Here is an 18253-nt window from a genome sequence, read left to right as displayed (position 1 = left end):
TCGGCGGAACTCCGTTGTCGAAGGGGCCACGGGACGTCGACGGTCAGGCCGTCCGGCGACCGACCCACCACAGGCAGCCGGCGACGAGGGCGGCGGCGACGGTCAGGCAGATGCCGGCCACGATCCACTGGATGGACCAGTAGGCGCTCGGGGGGTGGTATTCCGTGAGCACGGCGACCACGTCATGCCGGTTCAGGCAGCGCGTGAACTCCGAGTCCACGCCCACGCAGGTGCTGAGGTCCAACTTCTCGCCCGAGGACGTCTCATACCACCAGTTGTCGGCACGCGAGTAGCGGGACACGTCGGAGTCAGAGCCAAGGGCCGCCCGGTTCGAGCTGAGGGGCAGCAGGCGGTGAAGGAAGTCCAGCTCCCGCGCGCGGTACATCAGTCCGCCACACACGGCGAGGGAGATGGCCATGGCGGGCACCGTCCGACGCACGAGCAGTCCGATGGTCGCGCCGAGCACGGCGGCCAGGACCGCGACCGCCACCGCGGCCGGCCCCGCGGTCAGCATGGGGACGGGCGTGTCCCACACCAGGGTGCCGAAGTCGCGCCAGGTCGAGTGCCACCACCAGCCGTAGAGCGCGGTCAGGACGGTGGTGGCGAGCAGCGTGAGCGTAACGGCGTGGGCGAGCTTCGCGGCGAGCCAGCGGCGCGGGCTGATCGACTGGGTGATGGCCACCCGGTACGCCCCGTTCTCGAAGTCCCGTGCGAACAGCGGGGCACCGATGAACGCGGCGACCAGCAGCGGGAGGCAACGGAGCGCCTGGCCCGCGTTGACCAACGTCTCGCGGTAGGCGTTCTCGAACTTGACGGTGACGTGGTGCGGCACGGCCTCCCACTCGGACGTCGGCACGCCCTGGCAGGTGGGCAGCATGACGTCACAACCCGCGATGCCGTGGTCGTGCTGGAAGGCCCACTGGTCGTGGAACCAGTAGCCGAAGCAGGCGGCGGCCGCCGCGGTCAGTGCCAGCACCGTCCAGACCATGGCCCGGTGCTGCCGCCAGACCACCCAGGTCAGGCCCTTCACGCGGCGACCTCCGGGGCATCGGCGGGGCCGCCGTCGAGCAGCAGCGGCGCGGCGGTGGGGTTACGGAGGTAGCCGAGCAGGATCTCCTCGACGGAGGGCTCACGAGTGATCCACTCGCCCTCCAGTTCGGTGCCGCCGGGCCGTACCAGCGCGGTGAGTTGCCGGCCCGTGGCGCGGGCCTCGACCACGGTGTGGGCGGCGAGTTCGGGCGGCAGCCCGGGACCGCTCGCCCGGTCTCCGGCCCGTTCGCCGTCCCGGCGGGCCCCGGTGACCAGGGCGTGCGCGGACTGGACGGCCTCCGTGTCGCCCGCGAGCCGGAGCCGGCCCGCGCCGAACAACCAGAGGTGGTCGCTGACGCCGTCCAACTCGGCGAGTACGTGCGTGGCGATCACCACGGTGGTGCCGTGTTCGGCGGCCTCGGCCATCAGGGCTCCCATCATGCGGGTGCGCCGCAGCGGGTCCTGGTCGGCCATCGGCTCGTCCAGCAGCAACAGGTCGGCGCGCTTGCCGAGCGCCAGCGCCAGCGCGACACAGGTGCGTTGGCCACCGGAGAGGGTCGAGACCCGCGCCGTCAGGGGTATGTCGACGTCCCGTAAGGTCCGCTCCGCCACGGCCTGGTCCCAGCCGGGGTTCAGCTCGCGGCCCAGCCGCAGCGTCTCCGCGACGGTCAGCCGTGGAAACAGCGGCTTGTCCTGTGCCACATAGGCCATCCGGCGCCGGGTGGCGGGCGCCGATGGCGCCTCGCCGAACAGCCGCAGACTGCCCGTCGTCGGCGTCAGCAGCCCGGCGGCCAGGGCCAGCAGCGTGCTCTTGCCCGAGCCGTTCGGGCCGATCACGGCGCAGACCCGTCCGGCGGGGAGCCGCAGCGTGACCTCGCGCAACGCCCAGTTCTGCCGGTACCTCTTGCCCAGTCCGCGCGCCACGACGGCCGCCCCCGGGTCCCCCGCGTACTCGCTGGTCACCCGTTTCCCCCACTTGTCATCTCGGTTCCCCTGGTCAGTTCGGCGTCGGCGGTGCGTCGCCGAGGCACTCGTCGAGGACCGAGGCGAACAGCGCCGCCACGTCCTCCCGGTCGAGCCCGGCCTCGCGCGCCCGGTCCATCCACGCCACCAACTCCGCGCGCAACGGCGACCCGGCGGCGGCCTCCGGCCGCGCGAGGGAGCGCCGTACGAAGGTGCCGAGGCCCGGCCGGGGTTCGACCAGGCCCTCGCGCTCCAGCTCGCGGTACGCCTTGAGGACGGTGTTCGGATTGATCGCGGTGGCCGCGACGACCTCCTTGGCCGTGGGCAGCCGGTCCCCCGGCTGCAACAGACCAAGGCGCAGCGCCTGCTTCGTCTGCTGGACGATCTGCAGATACGTGGCGACGCCGGCGCGCCGGTCGATGCGGTACTCGATCACCCGCATCACCCTTTCACTAATGAGTTAGTGGAATGATGGTGGAGTGCGAACGGCACCCTGTCAAGAAACGCCGACGGCGCGCGACGCCGGCCCCGGGTGGGGCGAGCGTCGCGCGCCGTCGACGGCCGGCGTCCTACCGGCCGGGCGACCCCGCGCGGGGCCTCAACGCGTCATCCGCGCCCCGCCGTTGACGTTCAGGACCTGGCCCGTGACGTGCCGCGCGGCCGGCGAGCACAGATAGGCCACCGCGCCCGCCACGTCGTCCGGCACCCCGGCGCGCCCCACGGCGGTGGCGGCCACGAGCTGGGCCCGACGCTCGGCGGTCAGCACGTCGCCGAAGAACTCGGTCTCGGCGACATAGCCGGGCGAGACGACGTTGGCCGTGATGTCCCGGGCGCCCAGCTCCGCCGCGAGGTCGAGGTTCCAGGCGGCCAGGCCGGCCTTGGCCGCGCCGTACGAGCCGGCGCCCTGGTCGGCCGCGATGGACCCGATGTGCACCACGGCCCCGCCGCCGGCCAGCCGGTCGGAGACGGCGTGGGTGGTCAGCGCGGCGCTGACCAGGTTGGCGTCGAGGTTGGCCCGGAAGCGGGTGGCGAAGGCGTGCAGCGATGCGGCCGGGTCGGCGCCGTCGGACTCCCCACCGGCGCCGAAGTCGGTGTTCCCGCCCGCGTTGTTGACCAACACGTCGAGGCGGTCCGGCAACGCGTCGAGCAGCGCCGCCACCCGCGTCGGGTCGGTGTGGTCGCACACCAGCGGGGTGCCACCGACCTCGTCGGCGGTGGCGGCCAGCGGGTCGCGCCGACGGCCGGTGAGGAAGACGGCGTCGCCCGCGGCGGCGAAGTGCCGGGCGACGGCCCGGCCGATGCCCGTGCCGGCGCCGGTGACCAGGATGGTGCGGGGCATAGAGTGACCTCCACAAGCTTTCGTTAAGCTCTAAACGCAGACTACGTTTAGATCTAAACGCAATCGGAGCCGGAGGACAACCATGACCGCGGCCGACCAGCCACCGGACCGTTCCGCCCGCCCCGCGGAACCTGCGCCGGAGGCGGCCCCCGCCGACCCGGTCGCCGCCATCGCCGCCGCCTGGGAGCGCGAGCGGCCCGGCACACCCGTCTCCTCGATCGGGATCGTCACTCCGATCTGGCGGCTGGCGAAGCTGCTCGGCGACGACCGCCGACGGGTCCTGGCCCGGGCCGGGATCGACGCCGCGACGCTGGACCTGCTGAGCGTGCTGCGCCGCCAGGGCCCGCCGTACACCCTGAGCACCCGCGAACTCGGCGAACGCTCCCTGGTCACCGCCGGCGCCGTCTCCCAGCGGGTGGCCCGGGCCGAACGCGACGGCCTGGTCACCCGCGCCCCCGGCACCGGCCGCCCCCGCACGGTCCAGGTCACCCTGACGGAGGCCGGCCACGCGCTGGTCGAGTCCACGGTGAACCAGGCCCTGACCCGGGAGGCCGACCTGCTGACGGGCCTGACGGCCGAGCAGCAACGGGAGTTGACGGAGCTGCTTCGCCTGCTGCTCAGCGACGTGCAGCGGCGGCTCGGGGACGACCGGATCACGCACGTGGGGCAGGAGTGACGCGGACGCTGCGCCCGCGGCGTACGGCTGGGGCTGGGGGCCGGGTCAGCGCACCGTCGGCCCCTTGAGCGCCGCGACCTCACGGGCCCGGCCCGCCAACTGGCGCACCGCGCGCACCCGGGAGTGGGCGCGCAGTTGGCCGCGCAGGGTGGCGAAGTGCTCGTCACCGCGCGCCGTGGACAGCGTCAGGTAGTCGTCGAGGAACGCCGACCAGGTGGCACAGCCCGCGTCGAGGTGCCCCAGCGCGAACTGCCGCTTGGCGAGCACGGCATTCGCGTGCAGCCTGCCCTGCCGCTGCCGCTCCGGCTGGGCGCGCAGGGAAGCCTGGAGCGCGGCGACGGAACCCGGCAGGTCGCCGCCCTCGGCGAGGACGTGGGCGACGTGGAACTCGTACGCCGCCCGGTCGTAGCCGCCCACCGCGTCGCGCCGCGAGCCCGCCCGCGACAGCGCCGACTCCGCCTCCCGCAGCCGGGCCCGCGCCCGCCGGCGGTCGCCGACCATGGCGGCGGCGTGTGCCTGCTGGCCGCGCAGGAACGCGACAAGGCGCGGCCCGGCCTGTGGCGCGGCCTCGGCCGCCGCGTCTGCCAGGTCCCGGGCCCGCCGCCCGTGGCCGAGGTGGGACGCCTGGAGGCTCATACCGCGCAGCGTGCGGCAGTAGGTGAGGTGGTCGCCGGCCTCCCGGGCCAGGTCCAGAGCCGTGACGTAGTACCGCTGGCCGAGGCCCTGCCGGCGTTCGTACATCGCCATCCAGCCGGTCAGGTAGGTCAGGTCGGAGGCGGCGGAGAGCATGCCCGCGCGGACCGGTTCGCTGGCCTGGGCCCGCAGGTACGGCGCCACCGTGTTGACCAGGAAGGCCGCCGCCATCGGGCGGGCGTGGCCGCCGCCCAGCTCGTCCAGGATGTCCGCGATCCGGTCCGTCATCGTGCGCACCGTGGCCACCTCGCCCGGCCCGATCCGCCCGGCGGAGCGGGCCCCTCCCCCGCTCCCCTCGGCTCGGGCGGGACCGGCGAACGCCGGTACGGCGAGCGTCGCGGAGTACAGGCTGGCGGCGAGGAGGCGGCGCCGGGCGGGGTTCGTGTCTTCGGCGCGGAGGTCGGTGGGTGGGGCCGGCACGTCTCGACCGACCTGGGGGTCCACCCCGTGGAACCGGGGAGGGCGCGTGTGCGGAACCCGTTCGGTCACTCGTCCTCAACTCCTCGCTCCGGCAAGCGATGTGCGGCCACAGCGGAATGACGCGACCACCGTACCGCCACCCGTAGCCGCCCGGTCACCCCGCGCGAGGGCGCTGCGGAGCCGGGGCGTAGGCGCGGCGCTGGGGAGACGAAAAAGCGGCGCCTGCCATCCGGTCGGGGACGGGCAGGCGCCGCGTGTTCCGCACGGCGCTGTACGGGACACCTCCGGCACAGGCCGGTAGTGCGGGGGCCGGGCGGGCCGTGGGTCAGACGGTCAGGGCCCGGTCCGTGGGGCGGATCGGTGCGGGCAGGGCGCTGGCGCCGGTCAGGTAGGCGTCCACCGCGCGGGCCGCCGAGCGGCCCTCGGCGATGGCCCAGACGATGAGCGACTGGCCTCGGCCCGCGTCACCGGCGACGTAGACCCCGTCCACGTTGGTGGCGAAGTTCGCGTCCCGGGCGACGTTACCCCGTCCGTCCAGGTCCAGGCCAAACTGCTCGACCAGACCGTTGCTCTGGTCGATGCCGGTGAAGCCCATCGCGAGGGTGACCAGCTCGGCCGGGATCCTGCGCTCGGTGCCCGGCTTCTGCTCGAACTTGCCGTCCTTGAACTCGACCTCGACCAGGTGCAGGAACTTCACGTTCCCGTCCGCGTCGCCCTCGAAGTGGGTGGTGGAGACGGAGTAGACCCGCTCGCCGCCCTCCTCGTGGGCCGAGGTGACCTTGTAGAGCATCGGGAAGGTGGGCCAGGGCTGGTGGCCCGGGCGCTCCTCGCTCGGCCGGGGCATGATCTCGAGCTGGGTGACGGAGGCCGCGCCCTGGCGGTGGGCGGTGCCCACGCAGTCGGCGCCGGTGTCGCCGCCGCCGATGACCACCACGTGCTTGCCCTCGGCGGTGATGGGCGGCGCGACGAAGTCGCCCTCCTGCACCTTGTTGGCCAGCGGCAGGTACTCCATCGCGGCGTGGATGCCGTTCAGCTCGCGTCCTGGCACCGGCAGGTCGCGGGAGACGGTGGCGCCCGCCGCGATGACCACCGCGTCGTAACGCCGGCGCAGGTCGGCGGCGTCGATGTCGCGGCCGATCTCCACCTCGGTGCGGAACTTGGTGCCCTCCGCGCGCATCTGCTCGATGCGGCGGTTGATGTGCCGCTTCTCCATCTTGAACTCGGGGATGCCGTAGCGCAGCAGCCCGCCGATGCGGTCGGCCCGCTCGAAGACGGCGACGGTGTGGCCGGCGCGGGTGAGCTGCTGGGCGGCGGCCAGGCCGGCCGGGCCCGAGCCGATGACGGCGACGGTCTTGCCGGACAGCCGCTCGGGCGGCTGCGGGGTCACGTCGCCGGACTCCCACGCCTTGTCGATGATGGTGACCTCGACGTTCTTGATGGTCACGGGCGCCTGGTTGATGCCGAGCACACACGCGGCCTCGCACGGCGCCGGGCACAGCCGCCCGGTGAATTCCGGGAAGTTGTTCGTCGCGTGCAGCCGCTCGCTGGCCTCGCTCCAGTCCTCGCGGTAGGCGTAGTCGTTCCACTCGGGGATGAGGTTCCCGAGCGGGCAGCCGTTGTGGCAGAACGGGATGCCGCAGTCCATGCAGCGGCCCGCCTGCTTGCTGATGATCGGCAGCAGCGAGCCGGGGACGTAGACCTCGTTCCAGTCCCTGACGCGCTCGCCGACGGGGCGGGTCGCGGCGACCTCGCGGTCCGTGGTCAGAAAGCCCTTGGGGTCAGCCATGCGTCGCCGCCTCCATCATCTTCTCGGTGGTCTCGGACTCGGAGAGTCCGGCTCGCTCGGCGGCGTCCTTGGCGGCGAGCACGGCCTTGTAGGTGGGCGGGAAGACCTTGCTGAAGCGGCGTGCCGCGGCTTCCCAGTCGGCGAGGAGGGCCGCGGCCACGGTGGAGCCGGTCTCCTCCTGGTGGCGGCGCACCACGTCGTGCAGCCACCGCGTGTCGGCCTCGTCCAACGGCTCGACGGCCGCGGCCAGTTCGCGGTTGACCTGGGCCGGGTCGAGGTCGATGACGTACGCGACGCCACCGGACATGCCGGCGGCGAAGTTGCGCCCGGTCTCGCCGAGCACCACGGCCCGGCCGCCGGTCATGTACTCGCAGCCGTGGTCGCCCACGCCCTCGGAGACGACGGTCGCGCCCGAGTTGCGCACGCAGAACCGCTCGCCGACCCGGCCGCGCAGGAACATCTCGCCGCCGGTGGCCCCGTAGGCGAGGGTGTTGCCCGCGATGGTGGAGTACTCGGCCAGGTGGTCGGCCCCGCGGTCGGGGCGGACGACGATCCGGCCGCCGGACAGGCCCTTGCCGACGTAGTCGTTGGCGTCGCCCTCCAGGCGCAGCGTGATGCCGTGCGGTACGAAGGCGCCGAAGGACTGGCCGGCCGAGCCGGTGAAGGTGATGTCGATGGTGTCGTCGGGCAGGCCGGCGCCGCCGAACTTCTTCGTCACCTCGTGGCCGAGCATGGTGCCCACGGTCCGGTTGATGTTGCGGATGGCGACCTGGGCGCGCACCGGCTGCGCGGCGGCGGCGTCCGGCGCGGCCAGCGCGTCGGCCGCCAGCTTGATCAGCTCGTTGTCCAGCGCCTTCTCCAGGCCGTGGTCCTGCTCGGCGATCTGGTGCCGGACGGCGCCGGCCGGCAGGTCCGGTACGTGCAGCAGCGGCGCCAGGTCCAGGCCGCTGGCCTTCCAGTGCTCCACGGCCCGCGAGGTGTCCAGGAGTTCGGCGTGCCCGACGGCCTCCTCCAGGGTGCGGAAGCCCAGTTCGGCCAGGAGCTCGCGGACCTCTTCGGCGATGAACCGGAAGAAGTTGACGATGTACTCGGCCTTGCCGGTGAACCGCTCGCGCAGCACCGGGTTCTGGGTGGCGATGCCCACCGGGCAGGTGTCCAGGTGGCACACGCGCATCATCACGCAGCCCGAGACCACCAGCGGCGCGGTCGCGAACCCGAACTCCTCGGCGCCCAGCAGCGCCGCGACGACCACGTCGCGGCCGGTCTTGAGCTGGCCGTCGGTCTGCACGACGATGCGGTCGCGCAACCCGTTGAGCAGCAGCGTCTGCTGCGTCTCGGCCAGGCCCAGCTCCCAGGGGCCGCCCGCGTGCTTGAGCGAGGTGAGCGGGGAGGCGCCGGTGCCGCCGTCGTGGCCGGAGATCAGCACGACGTCCGCGTGCGCCTTGGAGACGCCCGCCGCGACCGTGCCGACACCGACCTCGCTGACCAGCTTGACGTGGATGCGGGCGCGCGGGTTGGCGTTCTTCAGGTCGTGGATGAGCTGGGCGAGGTCCTCGATGGAGTAGATGTCGTGGTGCGGCGGCGGCGAGATGAGGCCGACGCCGGGCGTGGAGTGCCGGGTCTTGGCCACCCACGGGTAGACCTTGTGGCCCGGCAGTTGGCCGCCCTCGCCGGGCTTGGCGCCCTGGGCCATCTTGATCTGGATGTCGTCGGAGTTGACCAGGTACTCGCTGGTGACGCCGAACCGGCCGGAGGCCACCTGCTTGATGGCCGAGCGCCGCGCCGGGTCGTACAGCCGCTCCGGGTCCTCGCCGCCCTCGCCGGTGTTGGACTTGCCCCCGAGCTGGTTCATCGCGATGGCCAGCGTCTCGTGCGCCTCGCGCGAGATGGAGCCGTACGACATGGCGCCGGTCGAGAACCGCTTGACGATCTCGGAGACGGGCTCGACCTCCTCCAGCGGGACCGGCGGCCGCTCGGACCTCAGGCCGAACAGGCCGCGCAGCGTCATCAGCCGCTCGGACTGCTCGTTCACCCGCTCCGTGTACTGCTTGAAGATGTCGTACCGGCGGGCGCGGGTGGAGTGCTGGAGCCGGAAGACGGTGTCCGGGTCGAACAGGTGCGGCTCGCCCTCGCGCCGCCACTGGTACTCGCCGCCGATCTCCAGGGCGCGGTGCGCGGACGGCACGCCGCTGGCCGGGTACGCCTTGGCGTGCCGGGCCGCGACCTCGGTGGCCACCACGTCCAGGCCCGCGCCGCCGATCTTGGTGGCGGTGCCGTGGAAGTACGCGTCCACGAACCCCTGGTCCAGGCCGACGGCCTCGAAGACCTGCGCGCCGCGGTAGGAGGCGACGGTGGAGATGCCCATCTTGGACATCACCTTGAGCACGCCCTTGCCGAGCGCCTTGATGAGGTTGCGGATCGCCGCCTCGGCCTCGATGTCGGACAGGAAGGTCCCCGCGCGCACCAGGTCCTCGACGGACTCCATGGCCAGGTACGGGTTGACGGCCGCGGCGCCGTAGCCGATGAGCAGCGCGACGTGGTGCACCTCGCGCACGTCGCCGGCCTCCACGAGCAGCCCCACCTGGGTGCGCTGCTTGGTGCGGATGAGGTGGTGGTGGACGGCCGAGGTGAGCAGCAGCGAGGGGATGGGGGCGTGCTCGGCGTCGGAGTGCCGGTCCGAGAGGACGATGAGGCGGGCGCCGTCGGCGATGGCCGAGTCGGCCTCGGCGCAGATCTCGGCGATCCGCGCGGCCAGCGCCGCTCCCCCGCCGCCGACCCGGTACAGGCCGGAGAGCGTGGCGGCGCCGAGCCCGTCCCGGTCGCCGTCGGCGTTGATGTGGATGAGCTTGGCCAGCTCGTCGTTGTCGATCACCGGGAAGGGCAGGGTGACGCTGCGGCAGGAGGCCGCGGTCGGTTCGAGGAGGTTGCCCTGTGGGCCGAGCGAGGAGGTCAGCGAGGTGACCAGCTCCTCGCGGATGGCGTCCAGCGGCGGGTTGGTGACCTGCGCGAAGAGCTGGGTGAAGTAGTCGAAGAGGAGTCGGGGCCGGTCGGAGAGGGCGGCGATGGGCGAGTCGGTGCCCATCGAGCCGATCGGCTCGGCGCCGTTCGCGGCCATCGGCGCGAGGATGACCCGCAGCTCCTCCTCGGTGTAGCCGAAGGTCTGCTGGCGGCGGGTGACCGAGGCGTGGGTGTGCACGATGTGCTCGCGCTCGGGCAGGTCCTCCAGCTCGATCTCGCCGGCCTCCAGCCACTCCTGGTAGGGCTGCTCGGCGGCGAGCGCGCTCTTGATCTCGTCGTCCTCGACGATGCGGTGCTCGGCGGTGTCGACCAGGAACATCCTGCCGGGCTGGAGCCGGCCCTTGCGTACGACGCGGGCCGGGTCGATCTCCAGGACGCCGACCTCGGAGGAGAGCACGACCAGGCCCTCGTCGGTGACCCAGTAGCGGCCCGGGCGCAGCCCGTTGCGGTCGAGTACGGCGCCGACCTGGGTGCCGTCGGTGAAGGTGACGCAGGCCGGTCCGTCCCAGGGCTCCATCATCGTGGAGTGGTACTGGTAGAACGCGCGCCGCCGGGCGTCCATCGAGGCGCTGTTCTCCCACGCCTCGGGGATCATCATCAGCACGCTGTGCGGCAGCGACCGCCCGCCCAGGTGCAGCAGTTCGAGAACCTCGTCGAAGGAGGCGGAGTCGGAGGCGCCGGGGGTGCAGACGGGGAAGAGCCGGTCGATCGGACGGCCCTCGCCGGCCAGCAGTTCGCTGGCCAACTGCGACTCGCGCGCCCGCATCCAGTTCCGGTTGCCCTGCACGGTGTTGATCTCGCCGTTGTGCGCGACGAACCGGTACGGGTGTGCGAGCGGCCAGGACGGGAACGTGTTGGTGGAGAAGCGCGAGTGCACCAGCGCGATGGCGGTGGCGAACCTGCGGTCGGACAGGTCGGGGAAGAACGGCTCCAACTGACCGGTCGTTAGCATGCCCTTGTAGACCAGGGTGCGCGCGGACAGGGAGGGGAAGTAGACCCCGGCCTCCCGCTCGGCGCGCTTGCGCAGCACGAACGCTTTGCGGTCCAGTTCGATGCCGCTCAGGGAGCCCGCGGCGTCGGCGACGAAGAGCTGCGAGAACGCGGGCATGGTGGCCCGGGCGGTGCTGCCGAGCAGTTCGGGGGCGACGGGCACGACCCGCCAGCCGAGGACGGCCAGGCCCTCCTCGGCGGCGATGGCCTCGGTCCGGGCGACGGCGGCCGCGGCCTGCGGGCCGTCACCGGGCAGGAAGGCGATGCCGACGGCGTACGCACCGGCCTCGGGCAGCGGGAAGGCGACGCTCTCGCGCAGGAAGGCGTCCGGCACCTGGAGCAGGATGCCCGCGCCGTCGCCCGAGTCCGGGTCGGAGCCGGTGGCGCCGCGGTGCTCCAGGTTGCGCAGGACGGTGAGGGCTTGTTCGACCAGCTCGTGGCTGGGCTCGCCGGTGAGGGTTGCGACGAAGCCGACGCCACAGGCGTCGTGCTCGTTACGGGGGTCGTACAGGCCCTGGCGGGCGGGGCGCCCCTGCAGCGGTGACCAGGCGGCAGTGGCGTCGCTGCCGGTCACGGAAGGCACGGGCCGGGGGTGCGCGGAACGCATCGGCTCTCCCGTCGTCGTCGGTGGCAAGTGCTGATACCGAGGGACGACGTTGGCCCTCTGTGAATTTGGTGCAGGCTACATGATGGCCCGTTGCCCAAGAAGCGGATACTTCATTCCAACATGCGGACACCGCAGGAGCGCGGTGGCGGGTGGGCGAGGGGCCGAACGGGGCGCGCCCGCTGGGTTCGCGGAGCGAGCGACGTTGCCCGCGACGCTCGGGCCTTATGCCCGTTCGTGAGCGAGCCGAAACCGCGCGGTAATCCGCATATTATGCGCAACCCCGTATGATTCACCGCTAGCGGCCGCCCCCGGGATCACCCGACGGCGGTCCCGAACAGTGCACCGAGGGCGTACGTCACGCCGGCCGCGGCCCCGCCGAGCGCCAGTTGCCGCAGCCCGCTGAACCACCACGACCTGGCCGTCACCCGCGCCACGACGGCGCCGCACCCGAACAGCCCGACCAGCGCCAGCAGGACGGCGGGCCACAGGGACGAGGCGCCGAGCAGGTACGGGAGCAGAGGCAGCAGGGCGCCCAGCGCGAAGGCGCCGAACGAGGAAAGCGCCGCCGTCAGCGGCGAGGGGAGGTCGTCCGGGTCCACGCCCAGCTCCTCGCGGGCGTGCACCTCAAGCGCCCGCTCCGGGTCCGCCGAGAGCTGCCTGGCCACCTCGCGGGCGAGCGCCGGCTCGACCCCGCGCGACTCGTACAGGGCCGCCAGCTCCAGCATCTCGTCGCCCGGGTGCTTGCGCAGCTCGCGGCGCTCGACCTCCAGCTCGGCCAGCACGAGTTCGCGCTGCGAGGCCACCGACGTGTACTCCCCCGCGGCCATCGAGAACGCGCCGGCCGCGAGCCCGGCGAGGCCGGTGATCACGATCGTCTGCTGGCTGACGGCGCCGCCCGCGACACCGGTCATCAGGGCCAGGTTGGAGACGAGGCCGTCCATGGCGCCGAAGACCGCTGGCCGCAGCCAGCCTCCGTTGACGTCGCGGTGGGTGTGGTTGTCACGGTGGGCGACGTGGGGCGGTTCCGCGGCGGCGATGACGGACATGGGGTAGAGCTCTCCCTTCACACGGCGACGGAGGACTCATCCGCCGCCAACGCCTCGAAGGTACGCTCGAATTCCCCGTCGCCGCCAGCAAGGAAGGCCGAACTTACCTCGCTGACCTGCACGGATACGCGCCCCGTCACACGGGGTGAGCGGCGCGGGGAGCCCGTCGCGGGAGAGGCTCGGCGCACGCGCGAGGCCGCCGGACCCCTCGGTCCGACGGCCTCGTGTCGCTCGCGGCGGGCGCTCCCGCCCGGGCTCAGCCCTTCTTCGACGGCGCGGCGTCCCCGGCCCCGCCGGTCGCCCCGTCCTCGTCGGCCGACGACGGGCGCGCGCCCCTCGGCTCCTTCACCGTGGAGACCCGGGACGCCCCGGCCGGTGCCGCCTGAGCGGCGGCGGGTTCGCCGTCCGACGGGTCGCCCCCGTCGCCCACCGCGGCCGGCTCGACCACCGTCTCGCGGCCCGGGCTGTGCCGCGCCGAGATCACCATGTAGGCCACCGCCGCCAGGAAGACGACGATCGAGGTCCAGTTGTTCAGCCGCAGGCCGAGCACCTCGTGCGCGTCGTCCACGCGCAGGTACTCGATCCAGAACCGGCCCACCGTGTACGCCGCGACGTACAGCGCGAAGGCCCGGCCGTGGCCGAGGGTGAAGCGGCGGTCCGCCCAGATCACCAGCAGCGCCACGCCCACGCACCACAGCGACTCGTACAGGAACGTCGGGTGGTAGGTGCCGGCGAGGGTGCCGGTGTCGCTGTCCGCGTCGATCTTCAGCGCCCACGGGAGGTCGGTCGCCTTGCCGAAGAGTTCCTGGTTGAACCAGTTGCCCCAGCGGCCGATCGCCTGGGCGAGGGCGATGCCCGGGGCGAGCGCGTCCGCGTACGCCGGCATCGGGATGCCCCGGCGGCGACAGCCGATCCACGCGCCGAGCGCGCCGAGCGCGATGGCACCCCAGATGCCGAGGCCGCCCTGCCAGATCTTGAAGGCGTCGACCCAGTCCTCGCCCTCACCGAAGTAGAGCTGGTAGTCGGTGATGACGTGGTACAGCCGCCCGCCGACCAGGCCGAAGGGCACGGCCCAGACGGCGATGTCGGCCACCGTGCCGACCTGGCCGCCACGGGCGACCCAGCGCCGCCCGCCGTACCAGACCGCGACGAAGACGCCGATGATGATGCAGAACGCGTAGCCGCGCAGCGGGATCGGCCCGAGGTCGATCACGCCGGATGAGGGGCTGGGGATGTAAGCGAGGTCCATGACAGGGCTGACGCTACCCTGCCGGGCGGGAAGCGCGGCAACCCACCCGGCACAACGGCTGCATAACGGGCCACGAGCGGGGCCCGGTCCGACGTCGGTCAGCGGCCCTTCTTCCTGGCCGCCTCCGCCACCTCCTTCTTCAGCTTCTCCGGGGTCAGCGGGTCGTCCTGGTCCCCGTAGACGTTCTCGCCGTTGAGCAGGACCGTCGGCGTGGCCCCGTGGCCCGACTTCTCGAACGCCTTGTCCACCTTCTGCACCCAGCTGTCGTGGGTGCCCTTGTTCACGCAGGCCCGGAAGGCCGGGGTGTCCAGGCCCGACACCTTGCCCGCCAGCTCGATCAGGTAGCCCCGGTCGGCGAACGCGTCGTCCTGCTCGCGTGGCTGGTTCTGGTAGAGCAGGTCGTGGTACGCGGGGAACTTCCCGGCGTCCTGGGCGCAGGCGGCGGCGTTGGCCGCGCGCAGCGAGCCGCTGCCGCCCAGGTTCCCGTCGATCAGCCGGACCAGGTGGTACTCGGTCCTGAGCTGGCCCGCCTCACGCAGTTCGGTGATCGTCTTGCGGAAGCCGTTCTCGAAGCCGGCGCAGCCGGGGCAGCGGAAGTCCTCGAACACGGTGAGGGTCGCGGGCGCGTTGGCCGCGCCGGCCGGAATGGCCACCCGCTTCTCGCCCGTGGCGCCCTTGGGGTCGACCACCGGGCCCCGCGCGTCCGCTTCGTCGTCGCCGCTCTGGCTGGCGATCAGGGCGCCGATGCCGCCCACCGCGCCGAGCACCACGACGATGATCCCGGCCGCGATGTAGGCGCGCTTCCGCTTCTGTCGCGCCTCGTCCTTCGCGCGCTGTTCCTGCAGCCGCTCGCGAGCGCTGCGCTTGTCCTTACGGTTGTGACTCACGCCCGTGCACAACGAGACGAATGAGCGGGGCTACCCTCCGGCGCCCGGTATTCGCCCGATCGAGCGACGGGCGGGCGTTCCGCACGGGGCGGGCCGTGGTGGGCCCGGGCCCACCGCGGGGGGGACGCCCACCCGGTGGCGCGGCCGGGTCAGCTCGCCGCGCGCCCCGACCACGGCACGGCGAGCGCGCGCTCGACATCGGCCCACGACGCCCCGTGCTCGGCCATGACGTCCGCCACCACGCCGGGCCCCGCCGCGAGCCCGAGCAACAGGTGCTCGTCGCCGATCGTGCGATTGCCGCGCCCCTGGGCCGCCCACAGCGCGCGGACCAGCACGGACTTCGCCTCGCGCGAGAACGGCCGGTGCCCGCGCGGCCACCACCAGCGCGGCCCGCGCTCGGCGGCCAGCGCGTCGGGCCCGTGCGCCTCCTCGACCCGGGCGACGACCTCGCCGACGTCGATGCCGAGCCGGGCCAGGGCCGCGATGTCGGCGCGCGAGAGCCCACCCACCCGCCTGGCCTCGCGCAGCGCGGCCGTCAGTTCCGTACGCCGCTGGTCGACGCCGAGCGCGAGCAGGGCGCGGGCGCCCGGCGACTCACCCGGCTCGACGAGGTCGAGGAGGGCGAGCAGTAAGTGCTCCTCGGTGATGGTGGGCGCGTCGGCGCGCTCCGCGTGGCCGACCGCGCCCTCCACGGCGGCGCGGGCGCTCTGGCTGAACTTCTCGAACATCGTCAATGCCTCCCGTGTTTCTTGTGCACGGCCTGCCGGCTGACCCCGAGTTCGCTGGCGATCTCCTGCCACGACCAGCCCCGGGCCCGGGCGCTGCGCACCTGGACGGCCTCCAACTGCTCCACCAGCCGTCGCAGCGCGGCCACCGCGCGCAGTCCGACCCGCGGGTCACGATCGCCCGCCTGCTGGGCGAGATCGGTTGCCTCAGTCATGACGTCAACCTACGTTGACACTTGACCCGTGTCAACCATGGTTGACGCGAGTGGCGCGCGTGCCACACCCCTGGGTGGCGTCCGAACCCCGCCCCGCCGGCGCCGGAACGACCGCACCCCGGGCAGCGGGGCTGCCCGGGGTGCGGGGGTGGGATCGGCCGTGCGCCGGTGGCGTCAGGCGCGCTGGCGTACGCCCTTGGCCAGGTCGGCCGCGAGCGCGCGCACACCGGCCAGGCCCGTCTCCACGTCGGGCGCCTGGAGCAGCTCCTTGACGAACGCCGACCCGACGATCACGCCGTCCGCGAACTGGGCCACCTCGGCGGCCTGTTCCGCGTTGGAGACGCCGAGGCCCACGCACACCGGCAGCTCGGTGCTGGCCCGGGTGCGCTCGACCAACTCCTGGGCCTCGCGGCCGACCGACTCGCGGGTTCCGGTGACGCCCATGAGCGAGGCCGCGTACACGAAGCCGCTGCCGGCCGCCGTGATCTTGGCCAGGCGCTCGTCGCGGCTGCTCGGCGCGACGACGAAGACGGTGGCCAGGCCGTGCCGCTCGGCCGCCTCCCGCCAGGGCCCGGACTCCTGTACCGGCAGGTCGGGCAGGATGCAGCCGGCGCCGCCCGCCTCGGCGAGTTCGGCGGCGAACCGCTCGACGCCGTAACGGTCCACCGGGTTCCAGTACGTCATGCACAGCACCGGCGCGCCGGTGGCCGCGTGCACCTCGCGGACCGTGCGGATCACGTCGACGATTTTGACGCCGGCGCGCAGCGCGATGTCGTCGGCGGTCTGGATGACCGGGCCGTCCAGGACCGGGTCGCTGTGCGGGAGGCCCACCTCCACCAGGTCGCAGCCGCCCTCGACCATCGCGGAGATGGCGCGTACGCCGTCGTCCACGGTGGGGAAGCCGGCCGGCAGGTAGCCGACCAGCGCGGCACGGTTCTCGGCCTTGGCCCGCGCGAGCACGTCGCTCAGCAGGGTGATGTTGCCGCTCACTTGTCCCCCTCGTGCGTGGCCGCGTCGGACCGCTGGCCGGCCTGCTCGTCGTAGAGCCCGAAGTAGCGGGCCGCGGTGTCCATGTCCTTGTCGCCGCGCCCGGAGAGGTTGACCAACAGCAGCCCCTCGGGGCCGAGTTCACGGCCGAGGTCCAGCGCGCCGGCCAGCGCGTGGGCGCTCTCGATGGCGGGGATGATGCCCTCGGTCTGCGACAGCAGCCGCAGCGCCTGCATGGCCGCCTCGTCGGTGGCGGAGCGGTACTCGGCCCGCCCGGCGTCCTTGAGGTAGGCGTGCTCGGGGCCCACGCCCGGGTAGTCGAGCCCGGCGGAGATCGAGTACGGCTCGGTGATCTGCCCGTCGTCGTCCTGCAGGACGTAGGAGCGGGAGCCGTGCAGGATGCCGGGGTCGCCGACGCTCAGCGTGGCGGCGTGCTCGCCGCTGTCGATGCCGTGCCCCGCGGGCTCCACGCCCACCAGGCGCACGCCCTCGTCGGGGAGGAACGCGTGGAAGAGGCCGATCGCGTTGGAGCCGCCGCCGACGCAGGCCACGACGGCGTCCGGTAGCCGCCCGGTGCGCTCCAGGAGCTGGCGCCTGGCCTCGACGCCGATGACCCGGTGGAAGTCGCGGACCAGCGCCGGGAAGGGGTGCGGCCCGGCGACGGTGCCGAACAGGTAGTGCGTGCGGTCCACGTTGGCCACCCAGTCGCGGAACGCCTCGTTGATGGCGTCCTTGAGAGTGCGGCTGCCGGACTTCACCGCGACGACGTCGGCCCCGAGCATCCGCATCCGGGCCACGTTCAGCGCCTGGCGCTCGGTGTCGACCTCGCCCATGTAGATGGTGCACTCAAGGCCGAAGAGGGCACACGCGGTGGCGGTGGCCACGCCGTGCTGGCCGGCGCCGGTCTCGGCGATGACCCGGGTCTTGCCCATGCGCCTGGTGAGCAGCGCCTGCCCCAGCACGTTGTTGATCTTGTGCGAGCCGGTGTGGTTGAGGTCCTCCCGCTTGAGGAAGACCCGCGCCCCACCCGCGTGCTCGGCGAACCGGGGCACCTCGGTCAGGGCGCTGGGCCGCCCCGTGTAGTTGACCATCAGCTCGCCCAGTTCGGCGGCGAAGGCGGGGTCGGCCTTGGCCTTCTCGTACTCGGCGGCGACCTCGTCCACGGCGGCGACCAGCGCCTCGGGGATGAACGTGCCGCCGTACGCGCCGAAGTAGCCGTCGGCGCTGGGGATCTGACCCTCGGGGTCGGGGATGAAGAACTCGGAAGTCATTCGGTGTGCTCCTCGAACGGGGCTGGCACCCCGCGGATGTCACGCCCCGGCCGGCACGGCACGCGGGGCGGCCCGCCCACACCGCGGGATCGCGGGAGGACGGCGCGCCACGCGCCGGGCGGCGGGGCGGTGAGATATGGGGACACGAAACGTCACAGGGGGCCGCACGCCGGCGCTGTGGCGCGCGGGAGGGCGCGTCGGGGCGTACGGCCTGCCGGCGCCACGCCGACCGGTCGCGCCAACCGCGCGACACGGCCCACGGGCCCGCCGCCCGGGGCCGGTGGCCGCCGAGAGGCTGGGCGTGGGTGGTGGGTGCGTGTGGTGGCGGGGCGCGGTGCGGCTCAGCGGCCGG

Annotated in this window: 15 protein-coding genes; 1 reads left to right on the top strand and 14 read right to left on the bottom strand. The window is 73.2% G+C overall.

The window, feature by feature from the left end; all coding sequences use genetic code 11:
- Positions 1 to 43: 43 nt before the first annotated feature.
- From OYE22_RS26650 to OYE22_RS26635, 4 genes are all read right to left on the bottom strand, one after another.
- Positions 44 to 1030, bottom strand: coding sequence for a hypothetical protein (locus tag OYE22_RS26650; RefSeq protein ID WP_277322763.1), 987 nt, complete (start codon positions 1028 to 1030; stop codon positions 44 to 46).
- Positions 1027 to 1992 (bottom strand): ABC transporter ATP-binding protein, encoded by a 966-nt coding sequence (locus tag OYE22_RS26645; RefSeq protein ID WP_277322762.1) that lies wholly within the window; start codon positions 1990 to 1992, stop codon positions 1027 to 1029. Before OYE22_RS26645 ends, OYE22_RS26650 begins: the two co-directional genes overlap by 4 nt.
- A 34-nt stretch (positions 1993 to 2026) precedes the next feature.
- Positions 2027 to 2434, bottom strand: a complete 408-nt coding sequence (locus tag OYE22_RS26640) for a GntR family transcriptional regulator (protein ID WP_277322761.1) — start codon at positions 2432 to 2434, stop codon at positions 2027 to 2029.
- Positions 2435 to 2590: 156 nt separating this feature from the next.
- Entirely contained in the window at positions 2591 to 3331 is a 741-nt protein-coding gene (locus OYE22_RS26635) for an SDR family oxidoreductase (protein ID WP_277322760.1), read from the bottom strand.
- Between the two features lie 82 nt (positions 3332 to 3413).
- On the opposite strand from OYE22_RS26635, the gene OYE22_RS26630 reads away from it, so the two are divergent.
- The gene (locus OYE22_RS26630; RefSeq protein ID WP_277322759.1) at positions 3414 to 4007 is read left to right on the top strand and encodes a MarR family transcriptional regulator; all 594 of its coding nucleotides are present in this window, start codon (positions 3414 to 3416) and stop codon (positions 4005 to 4007) included.
- A gap of 45 nt (positions 4008 to 4052) precedes the next feature.
- On the opposite strand, the gene OYE22_RS26625 is transcribed toward OYE22_RS26630, so the two are convergent.
- The 10 genes from OYE22_RS26625 to trpB all read right to left on the bottom strand — a co-directional run bounded on the left by OYE22_RS26625 (position 4053) and on the right by trpB (position 17901).
- Complete coding sequence (locus OYE22_RS26625; RefSeq protein ID WP_277324334.1) at positions 4053 to 5144, bottom strand: hypothetical protein; 1092 nt, start codon at positions 5142 to 5144, stop codon at positions 4053 to 4055.
- Positions 5145 to 5445: 301 nt separating this feature from the next.
- Positions 5446 to 6906, bottom strand: coding sequence for a glutamate synthase subunit beta (locus tag OYE22_RS26620; protein WP_277322758.1), 1461 nt, complete (start codon positions 6904 to 6906; stop codon positions 5446 to 5448).
- The gene (gene gltB, locus OYE22_RS26615; RefSeq protein WP_277322757.1) at positions 6899 to 11497 is read right to left on the bottom strand and encodes a glutamate synthase large subunit; all 4599 of its coding nucleotides are present in this window, start codon (positions 11495 to 11497) and stop codon (positions 6899 to 6901) included. Before gltB ends, OYE22_RS26620 begins: the two co-directional genes overlap by 8 nt.
- A gap of 338 nt (positions 11498 to 11835) precedes the next feature.
- Positions 11836 to 12567, bottom strand: coding sequence for a VIT1/CCC1 transporter family protein (locus tag OYE22_RS26610; RefSeq protein WP_277322756.1), 732 nt, complete (start codon positions 12565 to 12567; stop codon positions 11836 to 11838).
- 256 nt (positions 12568 to 12823) lie between these two features.
- The gene (lgt, locus tag OYE22_RS26605) at positions 12824 to 13816 is read right to left on the bottom strand and encodes a prolipoprotein diacylglyceryl transferase (RefSeq protein ID WP_277322755.1); all 993 of its coding nucleotides are present in this window, start codon (positions 13814 to 13816) and stop codon (positions 12824 to 12826) included.
- Positions 13817 to 13914: 98 nt separating this feature from the next.
- Entirely contained in the window at positions 13915 to 14703 is a 789-nt protein-coding gene (locus tag OYE22_RS26600; RefSeq protein WP_277322754.1) for a thioredoxin domain-containing protein, read from the bottom strand.
- A 149-nt stretch (positions 14704 to 14852) separates the two neighbouring features.
- Positions 14853 to 15431, bottom strand: coding sequence for a Clp protease N-terminal domain-containing protein (locus OYE22_RS26595; protein WP_277322753.1), 579 nt, complete (start codon positions 15429 to 15431; stop codon positions 14853 to 14855).
- 2 nt (positions 15432 to 15433) lie between these two features.
- Positions 15434 to 15643 carry an HTH domain-containing protein gene (locus tag OYE22_RS26590; RefSeq protein ID WP_277322752.1) on the bottom strand — a complete coding sequence of 70 codons (210 nt, stop codon included), beginning with the start codon at positions 15641 to 15643 and terminating at the stop codon, positions 15434 to 15436.
- Between the two features lie 174 nt (positions 15644 to 15817).
- The gene (trpA, locus tag OYE22_RS26585) at positions 15818 to 16633 is read right to left on the bottom strand and encodes a tryptophan synthase subunit alpha (RefSeq protein WP_277322751.1); all 816 of its coding nucleotides are present in this window, start codon (positions 16631 to 16633) and stop codon (positions 15818 to 15820) included.
- On the bottom strand, positions 16630 to 17901 hold the full coding sequence (gene trpB / locus OYE22_RS26580) for a tryptophan synthase subunit beta (protein WP_277322749.1): 1272 nt from the start codon (positions 17899 to 17901) through the stop codon (positions 16630 to 16632). Before trpB ends, trpA begins: the two co-directional genes overlap by 4 nt.
- Positions 17902 to 18253 lie beyond the last annotated feature (352 nt).

This window comes from Streptomyces sp. 71268 (assembly GCF_029392895.1).
Taxonomy (GTDB): Bacteria; Actinomycetota; Actinomycetes; order Streptomycetales; family Streptomycetaceae; genus Streptomyces.
This window is presented reverse-complemented; position numbering and strand designations above follow the sequence as displayed.